Raw genomic sequence first — 11,022 nt, 5'->3', positions numbered from 1 at the left:
CTCCTCAGTGATCGAAGGGAAGGACGTTCTGGTTCGCGGGATTCCGCACCAGGTTGTGTGCTTCGTCGATGAAGAAGATCGACGTGGGCCGGTCGAGCGTCGGGGCCTTCACCGCGATGGAGTCGGTGACGTTCACCGCGCCGTCGGCCTTGGACGGCGCGATGTTCAGCGTGTAGGTGAGCTTGCCGCCCTTGCGGCTTTCCTGGACGGCCTCGACGAGCTTCTGCAGCGCGGCGGTGAGCTCCTTCTCGGAGCGGCCTTTGTTGACCGCGAGGAGGAAGGCGATGAACTCCTGCGGCTCTGTCGGCGTCTCGGCCTTGGTGTCGGGTGCGGACTCGTCGGTCATGGTCACCGGTTCTCCTCTGATGTTGCGGGTGTGCCGTACCCGGCGCGGTGCAGCAGCCGGGTGAGATCGGACAGAGCGAGGCGGACGAACCCCTCGAACATGGGCGGCTCGACCCGGGTGAGCAGAGCGAAGTTCAGGCCACCGAGGTGGACCCACCACTTGCCCGGGTCGGCCGCTCCTCGCCGCCGCTGTACAAGAAAGCCGTAGTCGGCGTGTGCGGCGGCGCGCTGAGCGTCCGTCTCGGCGAGCCGCCGCGTCATCACCGCCAACTGTTCGATGTCGCCGCGGTCGGTGACCTGCCACACCAGGCCGGGCGTGCCGGTGATGTCGCCGAGGTCCGCGCGTTCCCGGATCCGGGAACGGTGCCCGGTCGCGATCGCCCGTTCTGCGCCGGGCCACCCGTTGTCGCGCAGCCACTTCACCACCGCGAGCTCCGCGCGGGCGCCCTTGTCGCGGTTGGCCTTACCGACAGAGGGGCTCACGACGCCACCGCCTGCTCGTCAGCAGCCAGACGCTCCGAGCACGGGCACGGCAGGATCCCGGCCTCCATCGCCGCGAGCACCACCAGCACCCGGTTGTCCACGTCCAGCTTGGACATGATCTCGCTGATGTGGTTCTTCACCGTGCCCGGCTGGATGAACATCCTGCGCGCGATGGCGGCGTTGCTGAGCCCGTACCGCAGGTACTGCAACACCCGCATCTGACTGGCCGTCAGCGCGTCCCCCGGCCCGCTCCGCCGCGTCGACATCAGTCGCCGTCCTGGTTCGTGAGCGCGCCGAGCGCCGCGCCCAACGCCTCGACCGGGTTGCCGTCGTCGGCCGCACGGCCGACCAAGTCGATGACCGTGCTGGCCTCGGCCTGGGTGAGGTCCTTGGTCGTCTCGACCGGTCGGCCGACGATCGCCGACACGTCCCTTCTCCGTTCGTCCGCCGTGGTGACACCGCACTTGGACAACAGCGTGTGCAGCTTGGTCAGCTGCGCCTGCGTGATCGCCCGGTCCGCGCCGGTCGGCGGCTGCTGGGCTGGCGGGTCCTCGACGACGTCAGCGTCGACCACCTCGCCGTCCACGTAGTCCGGCTCGACCTCCACCGACGGCATCCGCGGCGGCTCCGGCTGCCGGTGCGCCTCGGCGATGGCGCGGGCCTGCTCCCGGATGTACTCCGCGCTCGTCGGCACCCACTTCTGCAACTGCCGCACACCCGACTTCAGCCACATCGACTCCTCGTGCGTGTTCCACGGGCTGTACTCGGTGTTGCTGGCGGGCGACGCCGCCCGGATCTTCGCGATCTTCGCCTTGTTCAGCACGACCACACGCGACGTGCCGCCGTCCTTCATCACCGCGTACGCGTAGACAAGGCGCAGCTTGCCGCGGTCCTCGGCATCCCAGTCGATCTCGTGGAACGGCCGCTCGTCCCGGCCGGGCTGGTATCGGAAGACGTCGTTCGTGTAGACAACCTCGGCAACAACCGAGCTGACCGCACCAGCGCGGTACATCAGCTCGATGTACCCCTGGTAGCCCGGGATGCCCAGGATCTCCAGCTTCCCCTTCACCTTGCGAGGCGTCAGGTAGTACTGCTCGGTGCCCGGCTCCAGGCCGAGCCGGGCGGCGTCGAGCAGCGCGGCGAGGAACACGCCCGGGTTGTTCTGGGCTGCGACCTCCAACTCGGTGCGGCCCTGCGGGTCCGGACGGCCGTCCACCTTGAACGGCTTGCCCTTCTTCAACGCGCCCTGAGCGATCCGCACGAACGTGTCCGGCCGGATGTGCGTCGGCAGCACCGTCGCGAAGTCCTTGCTGTACGCCTTCACCAACGCGCCCGGCGTCGCGGGTTTCTTCTGCTCGACGGCGTTGGCCACTGTCTGTCCGCTCACGCGGCATCTCTCACTTTCCGCCCGGGAGCGGGCTTCGTCTTGGTCTCGGACAGACGCACGGTCTCGCCCCGACCGGGTGACCGGATGGCGATCCGTTCGCCGTCGCACACAGCGCGGCGGGCGGTCCCCATCGCGTCCAACAACAGGTTCTTCGCACGCTGCTCCAGCGATCCAGCGCGGCGCGCGAACTCCATCGCCACCCGGTAATAGGTGGCCAACGACTGGTCGATCTCGACCTCGCCGCCGTCGATCTCCGGGTGCAGGGCCTTGAGCGTGCGGTAGGTGTGGCTGGTGGAGTCGATGTCGGGCCGCTCACCGGCGGGGTTGAGCTCGGATGGCAGGGAGCCCATGAACTCCTCGCCCTCCATGCGCAGAATCAGGATGTCGTTGGCGTCGCGGTCGATGCGGTATTCGCGGTACTCCGCGCCGACCAGCGCGGCCAGCAGCCCATAGGGTGCGTCGAGCACGTCGATCTGCTGTAGCACCTGGCACCGGTAGTAGACCGGGATCTCGTCGGTGCCGGACTCGCCCCACCCGTCACCGTACGGCGCGAACTTGATCTCCAACGGTATCCGTGGGCGCCGGACCGGCTGGCGGGGAAACACCAGCCGGTCCGGGTTCGCCAGCTGCCACGTCCGCCGCGCCGACACCCACGTTCCCGTGCGACGGACAATCATCTCGGGGTGCAGCTCAGCGAATCTGGAGGCGATCGGCGCCTCCAGATGCCTACCCCACGCCATCTCCTCGGTCTCCTCCAACGGCGGCACGAGACCGGCCTTCCTGTGCCAGAGCGAGAACTTGGACTCCCACGGCGACAGACCGAGCACAGCAGCGATCTCCGACGCACCAAGCCTGGTTGCTCGCGCGGCGTGCCACTCCGCCGAGCCGGGCTCGAACGAACCGAGCCGCATGGAAGTCCTGCTCAACGCTCACCGTCCTCAAACGACGTACACGAACACGGCACCGTCGGCACGAAGCACCAACACGTCGGCCGCGCGCACGGGCGGTTCTCGAGCTGCTCGTCGTGTTCCTGGTCCTCGACCGGCCCGAACATCAGCCACACGCACATCAGGACAGCGATGCCGATCAAGCCGAATGCGCACGTCTTCGCCAACAGGTCGATCACTTGCCACCGCCCTTCTTGTCGTTGGGCGGCTTCTCGTCCTTGGCGGCTTCGCGGGTGATCCGCTCGGCGATGTCGGTGACCGGTGTGTCCTCGTCGGTCCCAAGTGCGACACCAATCTTGTGCTTGATGTCTTTCCAGCCCATGTCACACCGCCACCGGCGCGCGGACCGTCAGGAGCAGGTCGAGGTCGACGCCGAGGACCTCGGCCAGCGCGACCGCCTCGGACACAAACATCCTCCGCAACCCGGCCTCGACCTTGTAGACCGTGGGCTGATGCCAGGCGTGACCGCGAGCCTGCATCTGACTGGCGACATCCAGCTGCGTCAGCCGCCGGTCGACGCGCAACCGGAGCAGATTCCCGCGCAGCACGCGATCGACCGCGTTCACTCCAACCCCGCAGCGTCTCGCGTGCGGTCGTCGCGGACCTCACGGGCGATCTCCGCCTTGTCCGCCCGGTACGCGTCGTACTTCGCGATGCCCCACACGATCGCGTGACAGGCCCACAGGAACCACCAGTGATAGCCCGTGCAGTTCCACTCCAACGGGCACCAGAACTCGAAGTCCGGACTCTTGCGGTAGTCGTACTTGTCGTCACCGTTGACGTAGAACCGGAAGTCATCGACCAGCTTCCGGTCCCAGTTCGAGTCATCGAGAAGCTGGTCCAAGACCTCTTCCTGGACAGCCGCCAGCAAACCGTCCAGCTTGGCCTCGCCGACCGCTTCCTTCACCTGCTGCACCAGCATCTCCTGCTGGTAGACCACGACACGGTCGCAGCCGTCGGTGAGCTTCTCCGCCCAATAGTCGATGTTCGGTGCGCCGTTCCACGCCGAGTCCCGGAAGAACGCGAACATGTCCTCCAGGCGGCGGAACACGAAGGACTCGCCGTCGCCCTGGAAAATCAGCGATCCGGGTGCGGTGATCAGCTCGAACCAGTACAGGTCCGTCCGGGAGAGTTTCTCGCCGGGTTTCCGCACGACTCGATGGAAAAGCAGGTGCCGGTACAGGCCGTCGTCGTGCAGCACGGTCATCTCGTGGTCGGCGGTGTCCCGCTGGAACCGCTTGGCGATGTCGTTCATCACGCCACCGCCTTGCTGATCGGCAGCACCCGCACCAACGGACCCGAGAACACCGCCGACTGCACCGCGGCCCACACCGCCACCGGCGCGCAGTCCCCGCACACCCGCGCACCCTTTGACCGCGGCTGGCCGGGCACCGGCTGCTCGAAGATCACCGTCGTCAACTGGCGGACGCGCTCGCAGAATCGGCAACAACCGACGTGCACCGGTGTCACCGAGCCCGCGCCGTCCCACTGGTGCCCGTCCCAATTGGAGTTCACGGCGACCTCCTACGGCGTGACGCCTTCTCCAGGCGCCGCATCTCCAGCAGCCCCATCCGGATCACTTGCACGCAGACCGCGAGATAGCCGACGACGACCATCACCACGGCCGCCGCGCGGTCCCCGCCGGCCAGTTGCGCGAACGCCAGCAGCGTCGACACCCCGGCGCCGACCGTCGCCGCAGCCAGCAGCCGGGTCACGAACGCCATCGCCACCAGCAGCACGACATCCCGGACCGCGACCACCGCATCCCGCACCGGCCGCCGGGGAGCCGCGTGGCCCGTCTCCGTCGGGTCATCCCGTACCAGCAAAGGGAACCCGTGTTGGTGCGACTTTGTGATAGAGGTCGTCATCGGATACCTCCGGAAAGGACACGCATCCGGCCAGCTGCAACCGACGCGTGAATGAGTCCACGAAGGACATCTCTCGCCAGCCGTGGATCAACGTCGTCGTAGGCTTCCTGCTCCAGCTCCTGGATGTCGTCACGCAACAGCTTGAGCGCAGTACCTTCCGGCCAAGACAGAGCCTTATCGAGCCGCTTCCCAGTCGAGGAACGCAGGCTCGCCGACTTACCAGTCTCGATCGTCCGCATCGTGGCCACAGAAGGACCACCGTTGTCCTCGATGGCTTGCTGCGTGATGCGCAGGTCGTACCGACGCTGGCGGACATACCGGGCCAAGGACTCCGCGCTCATCGCGCACCGCCCGGCAGGTTGTCCTCAGCGAACGACTTCGCCCACTCCGGCGCCTGAACCAACGTCGCGACCTTCGGAGCGGCGCTGAACCACACGAAGCCGTTCCGTCCACCGAGCTGACCGTCACGCTTCCGGATCACCGGGCCCGCGATGAACACGTGCGATACCCGCCAACCGTCACCGTCCGGCGCGTAGTGGGCCACGATCTTCGTCGGCAAGAACTCCTGGCCCTCGCGGGCATCCGACTCCATCGGGTCGTCGGTTTCCACCGCCGCCTCAGCCTTAGCGGTGATCAGCTTCAGCCACGTCATCGCGCACCAACGATCTGCAAGCGCCGCAACAAATGCACGGACGGCGCGCTGCACGCCTCGATCATCGCGACGGCCTCAGGCGAGTCGAAGCCACACCAAACGTGCATCCGCTCGCCGTCGAGCTCGCCGTTCACCCAGACATGCGCACTCGGCTTGTCGCTCAGGACCTGTGTGGTGATCCGAGTGCTGACGCGCGGTTCGGTCAGCACGTAGAACCACTCGATCAGGCCCATCGCCTGCGGGTGCAGGTAGACGCTGCTGTTGTGGTCGAACGAGTAGATGTCGCAGAACTGCATCCGGCTGATGTGCTCCGCCATCTGCTCCAACCGCTTGAACTGCCGGGCGATCGCGTCCGCGTTGCGGCACGTCTTGCGCCGCTGCCGGTCTGCGGTCGCCGTGTCGAGCTGGCCGATGGTGTCGACCATGGACCCGGTCAGCTCGGTCAGCTTGCCCAGCAGGGCCGTCACGTCCTCGCTCATGCCGACACCGCCGTCCGCTGGTACGGGTGCACAGCCAGCGCCGCGTCGAGGGCCTCGCCCCACGACAACCCCGCGCGGTCGCTGCCGTGGTCCTGCGCGTCTTGCGCCGCCGCGAACACCCGCCGCGCCGCGTCCGACATCCACACCCGCGCGGGCAACACGACCAGGCCCGGCCCGATCTCCGTCGGCTCCTGCCTGTCCATTGCGCGTAACTCGTCCTCGGTGACCCCGGCCAGGTGCAGAGCGACACCGACGATGCACCGCGGCTTGCCGTTCCAGAAGTACGCGCAGGGGTTGTCGCCGATGCTGTGCCCGCGCCCGTACGCGGCCACCACAATGCGCAGCAGGTTGCGTGCACGCACTGCCGTGATCTGGACCGTCGCCTGCCGGTCCAGCAACGCCAGCGTGCGCTGCTGCTCGTCAGCCAGGGCCATGCGGTGCAGGTTGTCGAGCAGGGCCTCCCGAGTGGCGCCAAAGCAGCGCAGCACATCGTCGTCAGCCTCGTCGACGAGCACGCCCAACAGACGAGCGCCGTGCTCGCGGTTGAAGTCCATCCTGTGGATCAGGTGCGTCAGCAGAGCGCGGGTCTGCAGCTCGTCCATCACCGCCACCAGACGCTCCTGAAGCCTGTCCTCGTGGATGCCGGAGTAGTCCGCCAAACGCTCCACCAGATCTGCGTACGTGCGGTTCAGCTCCTGGACCGTGAGCACCGGCAGGTCGCGGAACCGCGCGGGCAAGGCACGCACGCGCTCCATGCGCTGCTCGTACTGGGTAACATCCGTGATGGTCATGGAGGCTTCCTCTCCTTGATCGGGCCCGGTGTTCCAGCACCGGGCCCGCTTCTTTGTTGCGGCTCTTGGGTTCAGGCAGCGCGACGGCGTCGGCCGGAGCGGACAATCGCCGCCAGCAGACGCAGCGCGTCCTCGTAGGTGTCCGGCGCGATCCGGGCCGCCTGTCGCGCGGCCCGCAGCTCCGAAGCGGACAACCGGCGCGTCACGACGCACCGCCGAGCAACGCAGGGTTGCGGACAGGCAGTACGACCGCCTGGTCCTGAGGGTCGCCGTGACGCTCGTTCCAGCGATCCGCATGCGACTGGGCCACGTCCTTCGAGCGGAACGGCCCGTAAATTTCGGTGTCTGAAGCGGCCTCGGCGGGCAGCAGCACGATGTACCAGCTCGAGGTCAGGCCGTTCACGACGACACCGCCGTCAACTCCCCGAAAGCGCGCTCCAGCGCCCACTCCGGGTAGGTGTTGACCGTGCCGAACGCGGGGTGCTGGGTCGTGCCCGGCGTCTCGCCGCTGTCCCGCAAGATCTGGCCAGCGCGACGGCCGACCTTCGCGAGGAAGGTGCGCTCCGTCGAGAAACCGTGCAGCTTCGCGTAGGCCAACGCCGCGAACCAGTCGTGTGCGCCCTCGATCGACTCGACACGGGCCGCGACCTCGTCCAACTGGTCGGCCTGTCGCTTCTGCTCGGTCTCGATCTTCCCGACCCGCCGGATCGTGTCGATCTGATGCCGCGCCCAATCCGGCAACGCGGCGAACTCGGACTCGATCGCCTCGGCCTGGCCCGTGCGCTCCGAGAAGTAGGCCTGTGCCGCGGCCACCTCGGGCTTGCTCGGGTCGCCGTTCATCGCGACGAGCCGGGCGGCGTGCCGCGACAGCTCGTAGTCCTCGCGATCGTTGCCACCGCCCTGGGCGCGACCAACCACATTGCGGGACTGCGCAAAGTGGCTGGCCACGTCCATGCCCGTGTTGCTCGCAGTTTGGATGGCGCGGGCAATCGCGGGCAGGAAGTTCCGCCACGCCGCGTAGCCCATGAGGACCTGCAGCTTGCGCGCCGACCAGAACTCGGAGCCGTCCGGTCGGACCTGGCGGATACGGTCAAATGGACTGCCGCTCCCGCGAGCCAAGTGGTTCATGACGCACCTCGCAGCACGCCCGCGGCGTCCAGTGCCGCACGGCCGAAGATCTCCAGAACCGCCGCGATCGGTGCGTAGTCCGCCACGACCGGCGCCGGGTCCGGCACCACCGACAGCACCGGCTTGGGCAGGCCGATCTGCTCCCGCACCCACCAGCCCGGGATCTTGCGGATGCGCCCGAACTTCTGGCAGGGGATCGTTCCGGCCTTGCACGCGTTGATGACGCTCATGTAGTCGACCCGGCAGAACTGGGCGACCTCTTTCGGCGTGTAGAACGCCTGGTCGTCAGCGAGCGCGGCGGGCGCGGTCATGCCGGCACCTGCTCAGGCTCGACCGGCAGGAGCAGTTGCTCGTCGTCCTTGATCTCGAAGACCCGGCAGATCGCGGCGAACACGCGGCCGGACGGCTGCCGTGTGCCGGTCTCGATCTTCCAGATGGTCGAGGCGGAGACGGATTCCTCGTTGCCCAACTGCTCGGTGACCAGGACTGCGAGTTCCTCGGCGACGAGGCCGCGACGCTCCCGCACCTCCCGGAGCTTGCGGCCGTCCATCTTGCGCGTTCTCATGCGTCCAGTTAAGTCCAGTTGCGTCCTGTTGTCTAGCCTTCAAGGTCACAAACTGACTACACAGGACGCTTCTGGACTTAAACGGTGATCGACTCCCTACGCCGTGTGACAAGTGCGTCTAGACATGTCCGTTTTTGTCCGCCATGCTGGATGTATGGACTCCACGGGGGAGGCAACAACACCGCTCGAGACACGCATGCTCGAACGGATGGACGAGCTCGACATGGACCTCGCCGACCTGTTGCGCGCAGCAGGGGGCATGTCTCGGCAAAACCTGCTGGACATACGCAAGGGGCGCACAACGCCCAGACCCAAGACACGAAGAAAGATCGAAGACGCGCTCCGACTCGAAGCGGGTGGCTACGAACAGATGGAACGCGGCGAGAAGCCAACCTCTCTGCCGGAGCCGCCATCTTTACGACAGGTGGCCGAGGCGGACTTCGAGGCCGTGATGACGATGTCCCGCGCCGACTTGGCCAAGCTCGCCGACTTGATCGAACAGGTCTCCGGAGCGGTCGCCGCCGAGAAGTTCCTGCGCGATGCCTCCGACCTCCGGAGACGACGCTCGGAGGAGCGCGGCATCGAACCATCAGCGCGCGACGAGCGCGACGTAAGTTGACGAAACTGTGACCAAGAGTTAGTTGCCCTGTGTCACAGATTCACTCGATCGAGTGAATCCGGTATTAGTGCGTAATTGGGCCCGATGGACTAGTCGTACGGGCAATTTGCGCATCGCTGGGGAGATGCCCTCTTGAGAAAGGGCCGGTCAGAACATGTCCGACATGCCGCGAGGCCTGCAGAAGGTTGCCATCTATCGCTGGTTCCTTCTCGGGGCTGCATTGCTACTGACCGTAATTGCTGGGCTGTTGGGTTATGTCGAGGTGGTGGGCCGGGCGAGCGCGGCGCCGCGGTCATGGGTGCAGCACGGCGCCACCGTGTGCTGGGTGGGCTTCTTCGTCGTGGCCACGGCGATCCCTGTCGCGCGCTGGATCGTCAAGCGGGTCGAACGGGCAGTCGACCGCAGCACCACGCAGCTCGCCGAGGTGAAGGCTGGGCAACGGCTGTCCGCGCTGACCGGCCTGATGGACGACAAGGTGCGAGTGATCGACGACAAGAGGAGGTGACGCCATGGCCAGACGCCCGTTGCCCCCAGGGACACACGGGGAGATCACGGCCACAAAGATCGGCGCGAAACGGTGGGAAGCCCGATGTAGGTTCCGCCAGGCGGACGGAACCTACATCCGGCCCCGCCGGGTCGGCACCGGCAAGGAGAACGCCAAGGAGAACCTCCGCGAGGCGCTGGTCAAGCTCGCCGAGGAGGTCCGCGGCGGCGAGATCAGCCGCGACAGCCGGATGGCCCACATCTACAACCTCTGGGCCAAGGACGTCGACCTGCGGGTCGAGACCGGCGACCTGAAGGCGAACTCGGGCTACCGCTACAAGCTGTGGGTGAAGAACTGGGTGCTGCCCCGCGTGGGGCAGCTCACCGCCCGCGAGCTTGAAGCGTCGGTGATGACCTGCGAGAAGGCGATCAAGAACGCGGAGGCGAAGACCAGCAAGGCCACTGCGGGGCGCGTGAAGGTTGCGTTCGGGCTGATGTGCCAGTTCGCCGTCCGGCACGGCGCGATGACCAACAACCCGGTCCGGTCCACCGACAAGGTCAGCCAGCAGCGCAAGAAGGTCGTGTCGCTGACAGTGCACCAACGGCGGGAGTTGCTGGTCAAGCTCGACGAGTTCGCGACGAAACGGCAGACCAACAAGCGGGGCCGCAGCGTCGGCACCCAAGGACGTGTCTGGAAGGACATGCCTGACCGGTTCCGCGCGAAACTGGCCACAGGTGTCCGCGTCGGGGAGATCATCGCCCTGGACGGGGACAGCGTCGACACCCGCGCCCGCACGGTTCGGATCGACCACCACCTGGTGGCCGAGGAGGGCAAGGGCGTGGTGCGGACGCCCGGCCGGAAAGGCGACGCGCCGAACCTGGTGCTGAAGTACCCGGGCTGGTCGCACGAGACGTGGCTGCGGCTGAAGATCGCCGCCGGGTCGGGCCCTCTGTTCCCGAACGCCCGGGGCAACTGGATCCATCCGACCGACGCTGCGGAGCAGGAGAGCACCGCCCTGGAGGCGTGCGGGTTCGACTGGGTGACCGGGCACGTGATCCGCAAGACCGTCTCGGTGTTCCTCCGCTCGAAGGGACTGTCGGTCGAGCAGATCGCGGCCCAGCTCGGCAACTCGGTGGCCGTGGTGAAGATGTACTACCTCGAGGAGGAGGTTGAGAACCACGAGCAGGCCGAGGCGCTGGAGGGCATGTTCGACGACGAGGAGGACACCGGGTGAAAGTGGACCGTTTACGGACCTTTGATCTTGGAGCTCCGCG

22 protein-coding genes are annotated in these 11,022 nt (G+C 67.0%); 3 read left to right on the top strand and 19 right to left on the bottom strand.

What is annotated here, in order from left to right:
• Positions 1 to 4: 4 nt before the first annotated feature.
• From AOZ06_RS07705 to AOZ06_RS07620, 19 genes are all read right to left on the bottom strand, one after another.
• Positions 5 to 352, bottom strand: coding sequence for a hypothetical protein (locus AOZ06_RS07705; protein ID WP_157232893.1), 348 nt, complete (start codon positions 350 to 352; stop codon positions 5 to 7).
• The gene (locus AOZ06_RS07700) at positions 349 to 828 is read right to left on the bottom strand and encodes a hypothetical protein (RefSeq protein ID WP_054288799.1); all 480 of its coding nucleotides are present in this window, start codon (positions 826 to 828) and stop codon (positions 349 to 351) included. Before AOZ06_RS07700 ends, AOZ06_RS07705 begins: the two co-directional genes overlap by 4 nt.
• Entirely contained in the window at positions 825 to 1,094 is a 270-nt protein-coding gene (locus AOZ06_RS07695) for a response regulator transcription factor (protein WP_054288798.1), read from the bottom strand. Before AOZ06_RS07695 ends, AOZ06_RS07700 begins: the two co-directional genes overlap by 4 nt.
• Positions 1,094 to 2,215, bottom strand: coding sequence for a recombinase RecT (locus AOZ06_RS07690; protein WP_083471560.1), 1,122 nt, complete (start codon positions 2,213 to 2,215; stop codon positions 1,094 to 1,096). Before AOZ06_RS07690 ends, AOZ06_RS07695 begins: the two co-directional genes overlap by 1 nt.
• Positions 2,212 to 3,141 carry a YqaJ viral recombinase family nuclease gene (locus tag AOZ06_RS07685; RefSeq protein WP_157232892.1) on the bottom strand — a complete coding sequence of 310 codons (930 nt, stop codon included), beginning with the start codon at positions 3,139 to 3,141 and terminating at the stop codon, positions 2,212 to 2,214. The genes AOZ06_RS07690 and AOZ06_RS07685 overlap by 4 nt, the downstream gene beginning before the upstream one ends.
• 196 nt (positions 3,142 to 3,337) lie before the next feature.
• Entirely contained in the window at positions 3,338 to 3,484 is a 147-nt protein-coding gene (locus tag AOZ06_RS55975) for a hypothetical protein (RefSeq protein ID WP_157232891.1), read from the bottom strand.
• Position 3,485: 1 nt separating this feature from the next.
• On the bottom strand, positions 3,486 to 3,728 hold the full coding sequence (locus tag AOZ06_RS07675; RefSeq protein WP_054288795.1) for a helix-turn-helix domain-containing protein: 243 nt from the start codon (positions 3,726 to 3,728) through the stop codon (positions 3,486 to 3,488).
• Complete coding sequence (locus tag AOZ06_RS07670; RefSeq protein WP_054288794.1) at positions 3,725 to 4,417, bottom strand: hypothetical protein; 693 nt, start codon at positions 4,415 to 4,417, stop codon at positions 3,725 to 3,727. The genes AOZ06_RS07675 and AOZ06_RS07670 overlap by 4 nt, the downstream gene beginning before the upstream one ends.
• Entirely contained in the window at positions 4,417 to 4,677 is a 261-nt protein-coding gene (locus tag AOZ06_RS07665; protein WP_054288793.1) for a hypothetical protein, read from the bottom strand. Before AOZ06_RS07665 ends, AOZ06_RS07670 begins: the two co-directional genes overlap by 1 nt.
• Positions 4,674 to 5,030, bottom strand: a complete 357-nt coding sequence (locus tag AOZ06_RS07660; protein WP_169798876.1) for a hypothetical protein — start codon at positions 5,028 to 5,030, stop codon at positions 4,674 to 4,676. Before AOZ06_RS07660 ends, AOZ06_RS07665 begins: the two co-directional genes overlap by 4 nt.
• A complete protein-coding gene (locus AOZ06_RS07655) occupies positions 5,027 to 5,371 on the bottom strand; it encodes a hypothetical protein (protein WP_054288791.1) in 345 nt (114 codons plus the stop codon). Before AOZ06_RS07655 ends, AOZ06_RS07660 begins: the two co-directional genes overlap by 4 nt.
• Complete coding sequence (locus AOZ06_RS07650; protein ID WP_054288790.1) at positions 5,368 to 5,682, bottom strand: hypothetical protein; 315 nt, start codon at positions 5,680 to 5,682, stop codon at positions 5,368 to 5,370. Before AOZ06_RS07650 ends, AOZ06_RS07655 begins: the two co-directional genes overlap by 4 nt.
• Positions 5,679 to 6,161 carry a hypothetical protein gene (locus tag AOZ06_RS07645; RefSeq protein ID WP_054288789.1) on the bottom strand — a complete coding sequence of 161 codons (483 nt, stop codon included), beginning with the start codon at positions 6,159 to 6,161 and terminating at the stop codon, positions 5,679 to 5,681. The genes AOZ06_RS07650 and AOZ06_RS07645 overlap by 4 nt, the downstream gene beginning before the upstream one ends.
• On the bottom strand, positions 6,158 to 6,952 hold the full coding sequence (locus AOZ06_RS07640; RefSeq protein WP_054288788.1) for a hypothetical protein: 795 nt from the start codon (positions 6,950 to 6,952) through the stop codon (positions 6,158 to 6,160). The genes AOZ06_RS07645 and AOZ06_RS07640 overlap by 4 nt, the downstream gene beginning before the upstream one ends.
• Positions 6,953 to 7,023: 71 nt before the next feature.
• Positions 7,024 to 7,158: a hypothetical protein gene (locus tag AOZ06_RS61210; protein WP_257721460.1), complete on the bottom strand. Its 135-nt coding sequence runs from the start codon at positions 7,156 to 7,158 to the stop codon at positions 7,024 to 7,026.
• On the bottom strand, positions 7,155 to 7,355 hold the full coding sequence (locus AOZ06_RS07635) for a hypothetical protein (RefSeq protein WP_054288787.1): 201 nt from the start codon (positions 7,353 to 7,355) through the stop codon (positions 7,155 to 7,157). The genes AOZ06_RS61210 and AOZ06_RS07635 overlap by 4 nt, the downstream gene beginning before the upstream one ends.
• A complete protein-coding gene (locus tag AOZ06_RS07630) occupies positions 7,352 to 8,080 on the bottom strand; it encodes a hypothetical protein (protein ID WP_054288786.1) in 729 nt (242 codons plus the stop codon). Before AOZ06_RS07630 ends, AOZ06_RS07635 begins: the two co-directional genes overlap by 4 nt.
• On the bottom strand, positions 8,077 to 8,391 hold the full coding sequence (locus AOZ06_RS07625; protein ID WP_054288785.1) for a helix-turn-helix domain-containing protein: 315 nt from the start codon (positions 8,389 to 8,391) through the stop codon (positions 8,077 to 8,079). Before AOZ06_RS07625 ends, AOZ06_RS07630 begins: the two co-directional genes overlap by 4 nt.
• Positions 8,388 to 8,645, bottom strand: coding sequence for a helix-turn-helix domain-containing protein (locus tag AOZ06_RS07620; RefSeq protein ID WP_054288784.1), 258 nt, complete (start codon positions 8,643 to 8,645; stop codon positions 8,388 to 8,390). The genes AOZ06_RS07625 and AOZ06_RS07620 overlap by 4 nt, the downstream gene beginning before the upstream one ends.
• 208 nt (positions 8,646 to 8,853) lie before the next feature.
• On the opposite strand from AOZ06_RS07620, the gene AOZ06_RS07615 reads away from it, so the two are divergent.
• The 3 genes from AOZ06_RS07615 to AOZ06_RS07605 all read left to right on the top strand — a co-directional run bounded on the left by AOZ06_RS07615 (position 8,854) and on the right by AOZ06_RS07605 (position 10,982).
• Complete coding sequence (locus AOZ06_RS07615) at positions 8,854 to 9,264, top strand: hypothetical protein (protein ID WP_157232889.1); 411 nt, start codon at positions 8,854 to 8,856, stop codon at positions 9,262 to 9,264.
• A gap of 163 nt (positions 9,265 to 9,427) precedes the next feature.
• Positions 9,428 to 9,769, top strand: a complete 342-nt coding sequence (locus AOZ06_RS55970) for a hypothetical protein (RefSeq protein WP_169798875.1) — start codon at positions 9,428 to 9,430, stop codon at positions 9,767 to 9,769.
• 4 nt (positions 9,770 to 9,773) lie between these two features.
• Positions 9,774 to 10,982, top strand: a complete 1,209-nt coding sequence (locus tag AOZ06_RS07605; protein ID WP_054288781.1) for a tyrosine-type recombinase/integrase — start codon at positions 9,774 to 9,776, stop codon at positions 10,980 to 10,982.
• Positions 10,983 to 11,022 lie beyond the last annotated feature (40 nt).

The organism is Kibdelosporangium phytohabitans (genome assembly GCF_001302585.1).
GTDB lineage: Bacteria > Actinomycetota > Actinomycetes > Mycobacteriales > Pseudonocardiaceae > Kibdelosporangium > Kibdelosporangium phytohabitans.
This window is presented reverse-complemented; position numbering and strand designations above follow the sequence as displayed.